This is a genomic window from Pseudobacteriovorax antillogorgiicola (genome assembly GCF_900177345.1).
GTDB lineage: Bacteria > Bdellovibrionota_B > Oligoflexia > Oligoflexales > Oligoflexaceae > Pseudobacteriovorax > Pseudobacteriovorax antillogorgiicola.
On sequence record NZ_FWZT01000013.1, the window covers coordinates 40,262 to 56,301 of the forward strand.

Annotated in this window: 13 protein-coding genes; 4 read left to right on the forward strand and 9 right to left on the reverse strand. The window is 47.2% G+C overall.

From position 1 onward, the window contains the following. Position 1 precedes the first annotated feature (1 nt). Together B9N89_RS16975 and B9N89_RS16980 are read right to left on the reverse strand one after the other, a co-directional pair. Complete coding sequence (locus B9N89_RS16975; RefSeq protein ID WP_132321030.1) at positions 2–517, reverse strand: (2Fe-2S)-binding protein; 516 nt, start codon at positions 515–517, stop codon at positions 2–4. Beyond that, positions 514–3,264 (reverse strand): xanthine dehydrogenase family protein molybdopterin-binding subunit, encoded by a 2,751-nt coding sequence (locus B9N89_RS16980; protein WP_132321032.1) that lies wholly within the window; start codon positions 3,262–3,264, stop codon positions 514–516. The genes B9N89_RS16975 and B9N89_RS16980 overlap by 4 nt, the downstream gene beginning before the upstream one ends. Positions 3,265–3,559: 295 nt before the next feature. On the opposite strand from B9N89_RS16980, the gene B9N89_RS16985 reads away from it, so the two are divergent. Then, the gene (locus tag B9N89_RS16985; RefSeq protein WP_132321034.1) at positions 3,560–5,128 is read left to right on the forward strand and encodes a hypothetical protein; all 1,569 of its coding nucleotides are present in this window, start codon (positions 3,560–3,562) and stop codon (positions 5,126–5,128) included. Between the two features lie 77 nt (positions 5,129–5,205). Here the strand turns inward: B9N89_RS16985 and B9N89_RS16990 are convergent, their stop codons facing one another. From B9N89_RS16990 to B9N89_RS17000, 3 genes are read right to left on the reverse strand one after another with little or no spacing between them, the layout of a single operon-like run. Continuing rightward, complete coding sequence (locus B9N89_RS16990) at positions 5,206–7,299, reverse strand: chemotaxis protein CheA (RefSeq protein WP_132321036.1); 2,094 nt, start codon at positions 7,297–7,299, stop codon at positions 5,206–5,208. Then, entirely contained in the window at positions 7,286–7,786 is a 501-nt protein-coding gene (locus B9N89_RS16995; protein WP_132321038.1) for a hypothetical protein, read from the reverse strand. The genes B9N89_RS16990 and B9N89_RS16995 overlap by 14 nt, the downstream gene beginning before the upstream one ends. 8 nt (positions 7,787–7,794) lie before the next feature. Next, the gene (locus tag B9N89_RS17000; RefSeq protein WP_132321040.1) at positions 7,795–7,977 is read right to left on the reverse strand and encodes a hypothetical protein; all 183 of its coding nucleotides are present in this window, start codon (positions 7,975–7,977) and stop codon (positions 7,795–7,797) included. A 456-nt stretch (positions 7,978–8,433) separates the two neighbouring features. Between B9N89_RS17000 and B9N89_RS17005 the strand changes: the two genes are divergently transcribed. Together B9N89_RS17005 and B9N89_RS17010 are read left to right on the forward strand one after the other, a co-directional pair. Next, on the forward strand, positions 8,434–9,486 hold the full coding sequence (locus B9N89_RS17005) for a hypothetical protein (protein ID WP_132321042.1): 1,053 nt from the start codon (positions 8,434–8,436) through the stop codon (positions 9,484–9,486). A 110-nt stretch (positions 9,487–9,596) separates the two neighbouring features. Next, positions 9,597–11,633 (forward strand): 7TM diverse intracellular signaling domain-containing protein, encoded by a 2,037-nt coding sequence (locus B9N89_RS17010; protein ID WP_132321044.1) that lies wholly within the window; start codon positions 9,597–9,599, stop codon positions 11,631–11,633. 21 nt (positions 11,634–11,654) lie between these two features. Here B9N89_RS17010 and B9N89_RS17015 read toward each other — a convergent pair whose 3' ends face one another. Together B9N89_RS17015 and B9N89_RS17020 are read right to left on the reverse strand one after the other, a co-directional pair. Beyond that, entirely contained in the window at positions 11,655–13,457 is a 1,803-nt protein-coding gene (locus B9N89_RS17015) for a permease (RefSeq protein ID WP_132321046.1), read from the reverse strand. Positions 13,458–13,544: 87 nt separating this feature from the next. Next, the gene (locus B9N89_RS17020; RefSeq protein WP_132321048.1) at positions 13,545–14,228 is read right to left on the reverse strand and encodes a hypothetical protein; all 684 of its coding nucleotides are present in this window, start codon (positions 14,226–14,228) and stop codon (positions 13,545–13,547) included. A gap of 130 nt (positions 14,229–14,358) precedes the next feature. On the opposite strand from B9N89_RS17020, the gene B9N89_RS17025 reads away from it, so the two are divergent. Further along, positions 14,359–14,877, forward strand: coding sequence for a GNAT family N-acetyltransferase (locus B9N89_RS17025; protein WP_132321050.1), 519 nt, complete (start codon positions 14,359–14,361; stop codon positions 14,875–14,877). Here B9N89_RS17025 and B9N89_RS17030 read toward each other — a convergent pair. Beyond that, a complete protein-coding gene (locus B9N89_RS17030; RefSeq protein ID WP_132321052.1) occupies positions 14,874–15,233 on the reverse strand; it encodes a hypothetical protein in 360 nt (119 codons plus the stop codon). The genes B9N89_RS17025 and B9N89_RS17030 overlap by 4 nt on opposite strands. Positions 15,234–15,311: 78 nt before the next feature. Beyond that, positions 15,312–16,031, reverse strand: a complete 720-nt coding sequence (pdeM, locus tag B9N89_RS17035; protein WP_132321054.1) for a ligase-associated DNA damage response endonuclease PdeM — start codon at positions 16,029–16,031, stop codon at positions 15,312–15,314. Positions 16,032–16,040 lie beyond the last annotated feature (9 nt).

The window sequence follows — 16,040 nt, forward strand, 5'->3', positions numbered from 1 at the left end:
CTTAAGTGGTTAGCCCTGGCTCGCTTAAGATAACTTCCTTGATCGCGCGGTGATATCGAACATACCCCGTGCACCGACACACATGCTCTCCCAGAGAGTTCTGAATCTCTTGATCTAATTGAGACTTGGCGATTGGCTTACTTTTCAGCTTATCCATCAGAACCAACGCCCCCATCAGAAACCCCGGTGATGAGTAGCCACACTGGAAGGAGAAGTGTTTTAAGAAAGCTTCTTGTAATTTATGAAGCTTCCCTTCCTTTCCAAGACCCTCGACTGTTGTTAGCTCTTGGCCATTGACTGCACTTAAGGGTGTGATACAAGCCTGCATCTTCATCATCTTGCCGTCTTTAGGTTTTACAGCGACAGTACAGGCTTTACAGCTGCCCACCGCGCAACAGACTTTTGTACCCGATAGACCACAGATCTCTTGCAGGTAGTCGGCCAACATCAGCTGGGGTGAGACTTTGTCTTTATACGTCTTACCATTGATTTTGACGTTAATATCAACTTTGCTCATGATAGGGACTCCTTTACCTGTTGGGCTGTTATGGGTAGATCTCTAAAACGTTTGCCAGTTGCATCGGCAACCGCATTGGCAATCGCTGGTGCAATGGGAATCATCACCACTTCTGCCATTCCTCGTGTAGGCTCGTCTGGTGACTCCGCTTCGATGATGTGTAGCTCGGTTTTGGTCACTGGCATATGTTTATAGCGCGTCAGTTCATAGCGACCAAAATTCCAGCCTCCTTCCCCGGCACCACCTTTTTCTTCCGGAAGCATTTCATAGAGGGCTTGTCCCATACCCATGGCAACGCCACCATCATTTTGACCCTCAACGATATCTTTGTGGATGATCGGTCCGCAATCGATGAACGACTGCACTTCATCAACTGTTACCTGACCCGACTTTCTATCGATGGCTACACCGATGATCGCTGCGCAAGGAGTATAGGTATCTACCCCTTTATTGCGATTAGCGATGGGCGGAAAGTAAACCTTCTTTCTTTTAAGAAGATCGTACTTCCCATTTGCTTGGCGAAACGCAAGAGCATCGAGAGGTAGCTTGCGGACTTCACCGTCCACCTTAAAATCGGCCTCTGCCCAGGCACATCGATAGTAACCATGCACCATGACTCCTGTGTTATAGTTCTTTTTGTAAATGACTTCGGCGAGGGCCTTCATTGACAAGGCTTTTTTAGAACCATACTTAAGAGAGCCGTTCGTCCACTTTGCTTTACGGGCTTCGCTACGATTGTATGGAATATCCCATAGGTGGCTCGCAGCTCTCCAAATGCTGGTTTCAAATAGAAGTTTGCTAGCTTCCATGACACCGTGTCGTTGCTGATAGGCAGAGGCACTGGCTGCTGTCCCCATGGATACAGCGGGCACCCAGTGGGGGTCTTTGGCGAGACGGTCTTGCTCTTCCTGAGATAAAACAAATTTACCTTTAAGTTTGAGCACATCAAAATCTGTCGTTGCTCCAAGGTTTATGGAACTTGCATTCACTCCTAAGTGCGCTGCTGTTGCCAGAGGCATGGTAGTGGCTGCTCCATTGCCCATCTCAGTGCAGTTGGTTTTCATTTCAACTCGACCTTGGCGATCGATTGCGACCTCACAGAGGATGGCGTCGAGATTGGTACCAAAGCTTTTCATCGAAGCAGCAAAGCCAATCCCGTAGATCTGATCTTTATTCGTTCGCTGTTTCTTGATCTTATCGCGATTCTTCCAAAGCGCATGCTTTTGAGCTTTTAGCATCATCTCCTTGGCTCTGAGACGATGGCTTGGAATCGTTCCCTGTGGTGTTCTCATGCCAGTTTCAAACACGTTCCTGAGTCTCAACTCAATGGGGTCCATCTTCAGCTTTTCGGCTGCTTCATCAATTAAGGACTCAAAGGCGAACATGGATTGAGTTGTTCCAAACCCGCGCATCGACCCCGCTGTCACTCCGCGCGTTTTCTTGCCCACAAAGGAGATATCTGAGCGGGGCAGGTAGTAGGCTGAGGTTGCATTTTGTGCGCCTACAGCGGGTACGACAAAACTAAAGTTATTCTTGCCACCACCAGAATATTCCAGAGATGCTTGGATAGCTTGGAACTTGCCGTTTTTATCTACCGCGATGCTCTCGTCGATGCGGCACGAGTGTCGTTTAAGTCCCATCTGAAACTGGTCCTGCCTATGTTGGATCAATCGGATGGGTTTACCGTCCGCAAAAGCAGCTGCAATCGCCAAATAGTTGGGAAAAATGGAATGGTCCCTACCACCAAAACCACCACCGATGTAGCAGGCGTTCATTTCGATCGTTCTCGGAGATATGATGCTACCCTTCCCTGAGAACATCTCCACAGCACCTTCGGCATCGTGGTAGGGGGATTGAGTCGATAATACAAAGCTTAGGGTTTTTGACTTGGCATCCCACCAACAAAGCCCCGACTCAGGTTCCATAAAACAACAGTCTACGGTCTGCGTGGAATACTTACCACCAACAACCTGCCAACCTTCACTCTTGATATCTTTTTGGATCTTGTCCGCAAAGTACATACCTCTCTCATTGGCGTTGCCCTTGGCTTTAGGTTTTTGATAGGGAGGCTGAATCATACCGCTGTCATGAACCGCTGAATAAAGATCTTCGCCGTTGGGTTTTGCATAGCGAACATACCTTGCCTCGGTATAGGTACCCTTCAGTGGCAAGGTCTGCTTTTTGCCCCATTTGATTAGTGACGACTGGTTGATGTAGTTCACTTTTCCCACTAGAAAAGCGTCAGCATCTTCGAACAATAGTAATGCCACCGGTTGACCCAAAAAGTCAGCAGGCTGGCCAAGCTCTGTGAACAGGCTCGGCTGAAAGAAATATGGCACCTTGAGACCAGCCTTCTTGAACTCCTTAGATGTGATCACTTTGGATGGCCGATACTCTTTAGGAATTGAACTAAAATCCACCCCTTCGAAAACCTGATCGTAGCGATCAGCCTTTAGAATGACGACCCGGACCTCTCGTTGCGGCCAGCCGGGAATGTCTTGAGCTCTATAGTCACGACCATAGACCTTTGCACCCATAACCTTTCGGACACCTTCGTAACGGAACTTGGCCTTGCCTGGCCCATCCATCCAATCGCTATGGTGTTCGAGGTGCTGTAGCGGGTTATCGGTATCCTTGCGGGGTGCAGCCCACAGATCTTCAAAGGGAAAGGGGTTGACAACGATGGTGGCCCCACCCACTGCAACCGAGTTCCTTAAAAAGTCTCGCCTCGACTGATTCTCAATCACATCCGACCTCCTTGGAGAGTTTCGCGCCGGGTCAACCGACGGCAGCAAACGATCTTTGACTTTTGGGATTAGCTGGTCCAATTATACGCTATTTATTTGGCGTATTGGAGAAAACTTATCGCAATCGCGAGTAACCCTCACTTTTTTGCGAACTTCTTGCAACTGATATTTGGACTAAGTCATATTAACCACACTACCTTACGTTGTATTAAAACTTTTGTGCAATTTAATTGTTCATACGTTCAATTTCGGGTACCACCTGCCTACCAATAACAATTTGATTCAGGGGAATGACTTGAGTATGCAAACCAAATTCATCCGATGGACATCCAATCTCAGTGTCTTCGCAGTTATGGCCTTTTCCCAAGGCGGACTGGCTGAGGAAAAAACAGTCAATGATCTTAAGGAGAAATACCTAGATAATGTTGACCAAGACCTTGTCAAACAACAAATCCTTCGCTTTACGGACCTAGCCCGCGAGCTTCATGAGAAGAACCAATCGACTGCGTCAGACGCCTGCGACAAACTCGAAACGACATGGTCTGTCATCGAAGAAACAGCCCAATCCCCAGACGCTTTAGTCGAGCCTAAGTCTCCATTTCAGGATGTAGTTACATTTGGAAATGGTTCTGCCTTAAGATTTTGGAAAATATTTTCTGGCTGGACGAAAAAAGACTGGGCCGGCGACGAAGGCCAAGATGACGAATACCTCGGCAACGAGATCAGACCCTATCGTGAAGACTCAATTCGCGACACGATTCGTCTCACACACCGCTTCGGCGTCAATATTAAGCTTAGTTACGTGCCTTTGGAAGGTGCTAAGGAGTTAGGCTTGACGGGACATTACGCTAAGCGTAACGACTGTGTTCTGGGTCGTTTGTCTAGCGCTGTTCCTACCAGCGTAGAAGACCGTTTCACCCCCGCATTATCAGCAAAGTTCTTCTCTGATGGTGCTAAAGAGAGCCAGGTTCTAATCGCTCAGCATGACATTGGCGGTCAAAGCTGGAAAAAAGATGGTGATGGTGAAACGATCATCGACAACAATTTCTATACACACTACCTATCAAACCGCTTGAGCTTCGAAAGAGGTGCCTTGGCTGGCGTGGGAGCATTCTCGCGATTCTTCTACACTGCTCAGTACTTCTCTCGCAACATCTTCGATCTGGATTACATCTTCGACCCCCGAGAACTTCAAGCCAATCATCTTGCAAATACTGATGTAACTGGCCTTGACATTGCTCAACCTAAAGGACCTCGTTTTGTCTGGCTCGTTGCTCCTGATGCTGAGAGACGGGACGCATTCGCAGCTATGGCAAAAGATGATCTTGATTTCCGCCGCCACTTCTTGGCTCAAAACGGCAAATGGAAAAAAGGCGAAACAGCTCTTTTTGTCGTTTACGGATCTGATACTTGGACCTACAACCCTGAGCAAGAAGCCAAAGCCATCGGTAAGTTCGTTGTCAACTCGGACTTCCTCGTTTCCGAGGCTGCGGATGTTCGCTTATTCTTCAAGCATTCCATTCAATTCCAAAAGATTCCAGATGCTGAGGGTGAAGAGAGCCCATACACTCAAGATTACTCTTTTGAAGAGTGGACGGATGAGTTATTTACGGACGACTGTCGTCTAGGCGCTACTGCAAAAGAAGTCTACCCCAAAGATCTCGTGAAGTACTATGGCAAGGGTGAAGCTGCGATCCCCGCGACTGTGGACTTTGATCAGGGAAGCCTTGATGGTACCTTCTTGATTGGCGCAACGATCGATCCGCGATCCGTCCGCTTCAGCCGTGACAAAGAGTGGTGTTTAGCCAAGTTCATTAAAGATAGAGCTAAAGATCCAATCCAGTCGCTATTCGAACGACTCTAATTCCTTGGCGGGACTGGCTCCCGCCCATTCTCACCAATTTCCCCGATAGAACGCCATAATTTGACAATCTGTAGGCCCTAGCCGGCTTCACGAAGAGGCTGAGATAACACCTCACTTATATATTGGATCGCCTGTGGATGAGACAAAGGCTCAAGAGATTCAAGCAGGGTCGATAAGATACTAGCCTTGTACTGAGTTTCAATCGGCACCTCGACGGAGTGCTCCACCTGATAGGCCATTTGAGTGTTGAGTAAAATCCAGTTTGATTTCAACGATGCGTACCGAATGGCGACCATATATTGCAGATCCTCCATATCGTCGATGGAGCTTATGGACTCTTTAAAAGAGTCGATTTCAGTTGCTATATATTCTGCAATTTTCTGGGTGAGGCCCGCTTGATGCAATTCATCTCCCTGAAGAATACCGCGCAGTTTGTCCAGAAGTTGCTCTCCATCTAGGACACCATAAATTTGCTCGCGGCTAATCATATTACCAGAAAGTGGCTGACGTGGCCTCATGGGTATCTCCCTTTGGTTGTCTTGGCTATGCTCTCCTGCAATATCTTCACCATCTTCTAAATATTGGTTAAAGTTTCGTTCTATCTCTGTAAGATCTAATCCAAAAGCGCAGCCGTAGTTTCGGTCTTGGATAAAACCATTGAGGTAACAAGGAAATCTTTCGTCAATAGGAGTGCTATTGATAAGCGCTTGTCTCATATCCAGGATGCGGTCGCATTCGATGGCGCCTTGCATCCCATCGATTGTCACCAAGAGCCACTGACCACCAGCACCTCGGGTAAGACCGGGCAAAAACATTTGAAGGTATTCCACTCCGCTGGACTTATGCATTACCATTCCCATATGGACTTCGCATTGGCTGGCATTGGTGGCAATAGCATCAACGTAGTCTGCCTGAATAAAAAGGTTTTGCCCTCCAACGGAAAAAACAACTACTGGAATCGATTGATATGCTGCTGGAAACTCAAGGTGAAAACTTGTTCCCTGACCTACTTCCGAATCAATTACTACTTGCCCACCAAAGCGCTTGATCTCGTTCATCACGGCGTCCATTCCCACTCCACGACCAGATAGGTCTGACACCTCCTCTTTGGTGCTGAACCCGGCATGAAAGATCAAAAATTGCTTTTCGTACTGAGTCATCTGGAGTGCTTGCTCCGCTGAAATCACTCCCTTTTCAATAGCCTTTTGGGCAATGACATCTGGGTTTAGCCCACGGCCATCATCGCGAAGCTCTACAATAGCCCGATCATCACGGCTATCAAGGACCAAACTCAGATCTGATTTTTCTGATTTTCCTAACTTGCATCGAGCTTCCCTTTCCTCGATCCCATGGTCGAGGCTATTCCGTAGCATGTGAGTGAGAATCTCACTTAAACTTTTCAGTAAATTCCGATCGATCTCAGCATCAAAGCCTTCAACCTGAAAGTTAACGGGCTTATCCAAACTTTTAGCCACGCTTCTAACCAGTCGCTTCAGGCGATGGGCTAAGGGCCGAGCAGAGCTTCGCCGCGCTGAAACTAGGGCTAATAGGGCCTTTTCATTGGTACTCAGGAGACTTTCCACGCCGGGCACTTCAATACTGATCAAAAAGTCAAGCGTTTCCTTTATGGAACTATATAAAACATCGTAATCAGAAGGAGAGATTTCAATTTTCTTATCGGTAGCTCCAGAGTCCGCAGCCTTAGGTTCATCTGAGGGAGGAGTGTCATTTCGTTGTTCCCCTTGCGACCTAAGGATTCCTTCCACCAGTTCAACCATTCTTTGAAACGATGGCCCCATGACACCATCGTCCCAAGAATCCGGACTCAATTGACTCACAAATTGATTTCCACAGTCGCACCAGTCGCTAAGCAGATCAAACGACTCCTCCGATGGCATGGAGTTCTGCTTGGCACAAGCCGAAAAATAGTCTTCTATATGGTGGACGTGATCCGAAAGGGACCTAAACCCAGCTTGCCCCGACGTGCCTTTGATGGTGTGAAGCTTGCGAAGGGTGAAAGCAGTGGTCTCCGTACTCCAGTGCTCAGATTGGCCTAATTCGTTGCGGATCTCTTCAAAGATATCCTGCAATTCCTCTTTCAATGTCTCCACGGTTACCGTGAACATCTCTCCGAATTCAGACTTTGCTTGTTGCCATTCACTTTGGATCACGATGTTCCCCGGTAGTAAATTTCAACTTTGGATTCTGAAGGACCCATGCCCCTTCGTAAGAACTCCCTTGCATCAACAGGACAGCTTGTGACTCTCCAAGTCTAAGCGCTTGCGGATTTTGAATCAGATAGGAGCGACCTGAAGTCGTTACCAAGTGCTGAACTTTTCCCTTGTAGTGTAGAGAAACGATATAAGGATCGAAAATGACTTTAAAGAGATCTCTGAGAGGAATTTCCAGGGAATCCTCTACTTTCAAAATCATTTCTCCCTCTTCAACATGTGAGCTATGGTCACATGGGGCCTCTGCACCCCCTATTTGAAGATCAAAGCGAGCCAGGAGACCTACCCATTCCTGAGGACACGCTGCAAGGCCCTCGTGGCCTAACTCCAAAGCAGCAATCCAATGGGTTAATATTCGTAGCACTTCTGTTTCCTCAGAATTTTGAAGAGCTGCGAGTTGCAAACGGTGATCTTTAAACGTTGTCATGGGTACCCTTAGTCTCGAATCGGCGTAACGTTACCAGGATTTGTTCCGCTAACGCTGCCACCCTCAATATTGAGCCCGTCTAACACGTCGGCAATCCTGTGAAGGAGAATATTCTTAGGTAGACCCAACTCTATGTCCCGAGCAATATTCAGCAAGTCGACTCTCAACTTCAATTTTTCGTCTCGATCCATGTACGAATCTCCCTTACATGTGTGTGCTTTCTCCCTGAAGGAATCGGAGATTGTTTCCAAAAGTTAATGGATTCGAAAGATGCAGAAAGGAAAACTCGCAAAGGCCTCATTAATTCAGTATGTTTAATGACTTATACTATTCCACCGCAGTAATAATACGAACGAGTGAGGGACTAGGTTGGTTTCGACTGATCTGGGCTTTCTTCAAAGAACGTATTGCAAAATCTTACGATGGGCATAGTTATACCGTTTTATGTCATAAGATAGGGTCACATCCATGTGGAACCGATTCAATTTCCGTCGGTAAAAAAGCCAAAAAACCTTTTTAAATCGGCATCCTAAAAAGGCCATAAAGTGCCCTCTGAGGATTCGTAGAACCGAAACCGATATGATACATAAGCAAAATTTATCACTAGAGATCGGCGAGATTAGGAACACCTCGCCTTAGGAAAACAAATGAAGCTCGAAACAATACTACTTATACTCATCGGCAGCCTCAGCATTGGATGCAATGAGGAGAACTTCGAGGGCAGCGTAAACCCTAAAACCGAAAACTCTGCTGTTGAAATCGTTGAAACATCAGCTGATACATCGGGTGAGGGTGCTGTTCAACCTGTGCCTATCACAGGCGCCTATCTATATTGCCAAGAATTTGCCGAGGAACGGACAGAAACTCAATCAGCTGTAGCTTGTCGATTAGAAAGCGATGGCCAGGTGATTGAAAATGCCTCTTCACAAATCACAAACCTTGTGTGGAACCAGAGCTCCCAAGGATCAACAGTAACGGTCAGCGTTGCAGAGGCAAGAGAAGGATGGCTTCGGAACTTCAAGATCGAGGCGAGTGCAGGCTCTATTCAAACCGATATCGACATTTCTCTTAGTTTGACACTTGGCTCGCAAAGCTACGATTTCCAAAGCCAAGTTAGCATTATCTGGGATCCAGATTGTGCTCTAGCTCCATTAGACTTTGAATCTTTAAGCAATAGCCAAATACCTGCCGAAGGCTTGGTAGTAGATAGCCAGTTTACAGAATCACATGGCATTACATTTTCAACCATCAGCGGTAATCCAGTATTCATCGGTCAGTACGGTGGCATGACCCCCATCGCGTACTACGGTGGGCCAGATAACGTCGCTAACTACTTGGCTCCAGACCAAAATACAGGGCAATTTTTTATCACCGACGGTCATAAGCAAGCGGAGCAAACAGATACCTTAGTTGTAAGCTATGGAACTCCTGCTAGCGAGGCTTATCTGGAATTGATCGACATTGATTTCTCAGAAACTTATGTCGTTCAAGCATACGATCAGAATGATCAAATCATCCATGAAGTTCAGGTGGCTTCTGAGTCTGCAAACTTTCGTGATGGAATGCCGAGTGCTTTCAGAATGCAGAGCCCTGACGGCAGCGCTAGCATTCATAAACTGCATGTCTATGGTTTTAATCCTCCCGGAGCAACTGGAATCGGTTTTGGCCTTGATAACTTTTCTCCCCGCTGTATTCCATAGCAACTTCTTTTCTGAACCCAACAGGAAAGCTACTAGGCAAAAGATGCTTATTGGCTTTCCCACCGGAATCCCGAACATGATCTATCGAGAACCATAGCTAGATAGCGTTTGTGATTCGTCACCTCACAAAATTATTGATCCTGGCAGGACTCCTAAGCGGCTGCGAAGGATCGCGACATGCCAAGCCTGTGATACATAATGGTCACCTGGACCTAAGTCATTGGAATTTCGAAGATCAGGGTGCCGTAGAGTTACATGGTCCATGGCGATTCGTCAAAGGTGAACCACTGGACATCAGCGTTGACCCTCCTGAGACCCTATCCAAATTCAAAATGGTTCCCGAAATCTGGCAAGCCCAAGAACCTAATGCACTCTTTGAATCATCTGCCAACTTTGGCTATGGGACTTATATTCTAACGGTCCAGCTGCCTCGCGAGCTGTATAGTCAAACCATTGGCTTGCGCCTTGGAGAAACCTTTATGGCTTCCCGTGTGCGCGCCTGGGACCGCCAAGGGCAAACTGTCTTAGGAGATATCAGACAAGGGAACCCCTCGCCAATACCCAAAAATGAGCAGCCCGTTGCCTATGAACCTTTGGGAAAGATCATCATTCCAACCGACGGCTTCATTATGATTCAATACGAAATCAGCAATCACATCTTTAAGAGAACAGGAGTTTTAGAAGCGCCTGTTATAGATGACTATGAGAGACTCTCAGCAGACTTATTTAGAGACTTCTTTCTAAGGGCATTTATTGTTGGTGTTTGTCTCATTATTGGGATTTTTCACTTTGTACTATATAACCAGCGAAGAGACGACACATCGGCCCTTGGTTTTGGAGTTCTTTGTTGCTTCATGGCAGCCCGAGAGTTTACCACCGCCCGCTTCGTAGAATTTATGGGGTTAGTCAACAGCAAAGAAACATTTGAATTCATGATTCGTATGACCTACCTTTGCCTACCCACCATGGTCATAGCAACTTGGAAGTTCTACGCTGGGCTCAATCTCCTCCGAGGAATCTATATACCCATCACAAATATTTTCTGCTTTGGCTACGGAATTGCGCTAATTATTTTGACCATGACATTCGATCCAATCATATTCACGAACTTACTTTGGCTCTATCTACTCCATCTTGTTGTCGGCTGTATCACAGGTATCTGCTTTCTAGCTTACTACTGTATCAAGGGTGACTCTCTAGTGATCAAGATTACCATTGCATTTGTTATCCTTGTCATTGGAGTGGCGAATGACATTCTCCACCACCGACAGGTCATTGATACCATGTGGATTAGCCCCTATACATTTATTGCATTTATTTTGATCCAAAGCGCGATCATATCTGGCAAATCTGCTGCCGCTTTTCGTAAGGCACAGCACAGCTACAACCAATTAGCAAAGGTGTTTTATCCTCATCAAATCAAAGCCATGGAGGCTGGTCAAAACTTAGAAGACAGCATGCCGGTAGCGAAGTCAGAAGCCTGTGTCATATCATTCGACATTGCAGGTAGCAGCAAAATCAATTCACCAGGCACGAGACAGTTTTTTAGAGATATTTTTTCAAAATGCGGCGAAATCATGATGGAAGGTTATGACGAAGAGACTTTGCAAGCCAACGCCTTTCGGGTTAAAGAGCTAGGTGACGGCTTTCTTTGTACCGTAGGCTTTCCATTTAGTAGTCCCCAAGGGCATATTTTTGAAGGAGCTATTGTTCTTAGCTTGCGTTTCATGAACGCCTTCTGCGAGTGTCTAAATGAATTTAATTATCCGCACCCCATATATTGTGGCATTGGTGTTGTCCACGGACCAGTCCAATCCTTCTTTCCCGACTCATCGCCTATTGAGTATGACCTATTCGGCCACGGCTTGACCTTAGCTACTCGCTATGAAGAGATGCGGAAATTCATTCTTAAAGAAACTGGTAAGAAAGGCAATATCATCATATTGCAAAGGCATGTGTTCGAATCACTACCTCCTGAGATGCAAAACGATTTTGTACGATTCGATCTCACGCACGGAGATGCCTATGTTCGTGATGATCCTGGTGCCATGGTACTTTACTACCGGATTTTAAATCGCGAGCAGATCGTGGCGGCGCAGCCAGTGGCTTCTGCTAATAAGATCGTGGACCAACTCCAAGCGTCTTAAATATGCTGCCATGACGAAAGTTCAATGATGATGGGGAATAAAAACCTCTCTCAAATAAGAACGAGCACCCTGCTTAAATGCTGAAATACCAAAAACCACAGCAAGGATCGCCAAGCTCCCATAGCTTAACCACCCATGCTCATGACTTTCAACTCCTTGGCTCGGCCTTGATATATCTCCCAGGTAAGCATTCACCACATACCCAAGCACCATACTTGCCAAGGCTGCGCAAGCACCCAAAGCTACTGCTGCTCTGCGACCATGAAGCTTCGCAACCACCCCGTAAGTTGTAATATTTGTCGCGGGACCCGTGAGAAGAAAGGCCAGAGCAGCACCTGGGGATACTCCGTTGGCTAAAAATACCGCAACTAAGGGAGTCGCACCAGAAGCACAGACATAGATCGGCAGACCGAGTAACGCAAAGATCAAAACTTCCCAGGGCTGGCCCGCGATATCTTGGTAATGAGTATTTAGCACTGGTCCTATTGCAGATGCTAAAAAGAGCCCAAACAATATCCAAGGCCCCGTGTGATCGACCAGGTCAACAAAGCCTTCTTTCAAGCCCGCCCTCATGTTTTCCTGCCAGCTCTTGGGCTTTGATGACGATGAACTTGTGACCTTGACTTGATCGTCCTTGGTAGGTTTTTGTTCGCGAGCAATCAATGTACCTACAATGATAGCAACGGCAAAGGCCACCACCAAAGCACCCAACAACCGAAGCAGAGTCATCGGCACATCAAGCAAAGGTATTGATATCAATATGGCATCTATTCCTAACTCAGGGGTCGCTATCAGAAAAGCGATAGCTGCCGAGGGAGGAGCTCCCTTTTTTATCAGCGTTTGATAGAGCGGGACCACCCCACAGGAGCAGATGGGAAGTGGCAAGCCGATCAAAATTCCCTTTAATGATTGTTGCCAGGTGCGACCCTGCCCCAACCAGTTCATATAACTGTCTTTCAAGAAAATTGTCGCAAAACCTCCGATAGCATAAGCCAGTAGCAATGCAGGAGCGGTGTCAAGCGCAAGCTCCAAGAAAGCCGGCCATATATCGATGCTCCCATGATCATGACCATGATCGGAATGCCCTCCATTAAAGGCAAAATTTTGCCAATGCCCGAGACTCAATAGAAAAATCACAGCTAGGATATTGCCTGCCCCTTCATACCATGGCTGATGGGCTTGAGACGGGCAGCAATGATCGTGATGGTCGCTATGATGAGACTCGTGACTGTGATCGTGAGACCCAGATGGATGAATCATGACATGGAGAAGAGATCCTGCCACAAGAGATTGAAAGTGCTCCAACCAAAAACTCGTGAACCCCTGTTCCAAGTTTTGCCCTAAACTAAAACCTAGCACGGAACCGCAGGCGATGGTGCCTAGCATCCACAAGGCAGCAGAAACACCAAAATTGGGCCTAACAATCCACCAGATAGCTAGTCCCATGGGAATGCGATGAATCAAAACCCCAGCTGCCAGGTGCACCCCAAAGCCTTGATCTGCATGGGCTAGCCAGGCTCCATCAGTGAGCGCGTGAAGAAATAAGCCCGCCATTGCTGCCAAGGCAGCGGCTCGATGCACTTTTTGATGATGGAATAAGCGCTCAGCCAGAAATGGTAGGACTAGGCCCATCATCATGCTTAATAAAACTAGTGGGCCGGCTCGCTCCATTGCGCCTGGCAAGATCTCACCACAAGCGATCCAACCAACCGCAACAAACAGAAAGCCGTCCAGGAGCCTTAGCCATTTGCGACTTAATGCAAACACTTGAAACACAAGTGGCCCCACAGCAAGGGCGAGGATACTAATGGAAAGCAAAGCCATGGACCCACCAACCTAATTGAAACGATATACCGGAGGTTTCTAGCTCATTCGACTTTAGCGCGGTCTCCCCGACAAATGCAAGTCAAGCTAGATTTGACGTCTCATGTAAGCGCGGCGATGAAGAAAGGACTCAAGATCCGCAAGTTGAACGATCAAGCTCTTGTAGGCCGGGAAGCCTTTCGGATTTAGAGTTTCACCAGAGAGATTCTGCTTAATCGCTAATAAGCGACGCTCATCTCTTTCGATCATAGACTCTAACGACAAGCGCACCCGATGATCGGCGCTTAATTCCAAAGTATCCCGTAAAGACTGCAAATGATGCTCTAGTCTGAAATACGACTCAAGTAGCTGACATTGCTGAGGATAACCGATACTGTGGCAGAGTTGGTCGCGCTCTTCGAGAGACAATATGATCTCCTCTTCTACATCCGCAACCATCACTTCCGAGGCCTCTAAATAATCTGCGATTTCTTGAGTGCCTCGATAGCCATATAGGTGTGTCACCATCCAGCCCAAAAGCTGATCGGGTACATGTTTGTGATCGCGGTTTGGGTTTTCGAAACCCATGCGAGAAGAATGATCGTTGACTGCGACTGGCCCAGGTGTGCGACCTTCTGAATTCTGATCTTCAATGCTCTCTGCCAGCTGGTCAAGGGGTGGAGACAATTCTTGGGTATCGAAGCTCATGGGTTCTGACTCCCCTAAAAAGAAGTGCCTACCAACAAAAATAAAAACCCCCAACACAAACCCTATGACTAACAACTTCCGCATGATGACCTCCAATATGGGTCTAAGAGCAAGTTCTCCACCAAATTTTTCCTTGCTAAAAATAAGTACTTATACCAGTGTGGCTGAATATGATTTGAGAGCGAGTCAAAATTATTGACAATGTGGGATATTCATGGAGATTCAACGAACTTTCCGCCTCAGACCCATCGAGGAGTCCGATAACGACGCCATGGCTGAAATCATAAAACAATGTGCTCATGAGTTCGATCTCATTGGACCTGGCTACGGGCCAACTGATGAGGAGGTTGACCACCTTTTCCAAGCTTACCATGGCCTTGGTCGAGCTTACTGGCTTGCTGAGAGTCCAGATAAGATCCTTGGGGGCGCTGGTATCGCTGGTTTGGAGGGCGAGTCGCAACTGTGGTGCGAACTTAGGAAAATGTATGTCCTACCCGCAGGCCGTGGGTTAGGAATAGGCTTCTCGTTGCTTCAGCAGCTAATGATAGAAGCTTATGACTTCGGCTTTCGTTACTGCTACTTGGAGACTACAGGAGCCCTGGTGCAGGCTAAAGAACTATACCTGAAGGCAGGATTTAAGATCTTGGAAGAGCCCATGGGGCAGACCGGCCACACTCGGTGCGAGATCCCCATGGCCCTAGACATCGGGCTATTTCTTGCTAACCCACCCTAGCCCCTTTTCTTCTTTTCTTGCTTTTGCAATTTTTTAAGGGAGTTAAGCTGTTTTTCAGTTAGGTTGATACCCTTATCTATAATAGTACCAACCACCTGGCGACGTCGCTCGCTGGCTCTTTCTTTAATGAGGTTTCTGGTGGCGGTAAATTTCTCAATAGCCGTCGTTGAAGCCTTCTCTCCTGCGACTTGAGCGCGATCCTTCAAAGACTTAAATTTTAGATTAACCACTTTTTCGCTCATAAATTGTTTCTCCCCTAATTGATCGTTGTGCTTGTGAGCTTTAGCGGGCCAACCGCCGAGCATTTCCTCGGTTCGATCGTCCGTCCGTTCAACGTAAAAATGAGGATACGCCATGCGGGAGAGGCAAAAAATAGATTTAATTATGTATTTTCAGCCCCTTGAATTGGCTACACGGAAGTCGTTTTTTGCCCGTCATGAGGGCTGAACCGAGCCCAAATCCCGCCGCTCCAAAACTTTGCGACGAGTTGCCACGTAAGCTCTCTCATGGTCGAGCGGCTCCACTTTGGCACCAGTGGAAAAAGACGTGAAGGCGGGCAAAACAAGGCTGCTGCCCTGCAAGTAATAGCAAGGCAGAATCAACTGGGTCAAACCCAGATCGACACTTACTACTGGATGAAGGTGACCAGAAATTGTCAGGCCATTCCAGGGATCGTGCTGCTCCCCCAAATCATGAATCAATCGAACATTGGACTTAATCAGCGAACCATAGACCCGATGGACATTCCAAACCATAGGAAATTCGGGTACGTGGCGATCGTGATTGCCCTCGACCACAATAAACTCACACTCCCATGACTTGCGACGCTTCGCAAAATTTCGAATGATATGGGTGCTTAGGCTGGAATTGTGGTGGATGAAATCCCCAGCGACAACCACCCGTTTCGGATTGAATTTTTTGATGTTAGCCTCAAGTCGATCGAGGTCTCGTTCCCCTACTTCACCAGGAATAGGAATCCCATGGTAGCGAAAGCTCTCATCCTTGCCAAGATGCAAATCACTAAGAATCAACCATGATTCGTCAAGCCAGTAGATACATCGATCTGTGCTTAGTTCAAAAGCTTGATCTTCCAGATAGATTCTCATATTGCCATTCGGCAATCGTCGCTCGCGCCGTATGTTGTGGTGGCTCATCTACGCCTC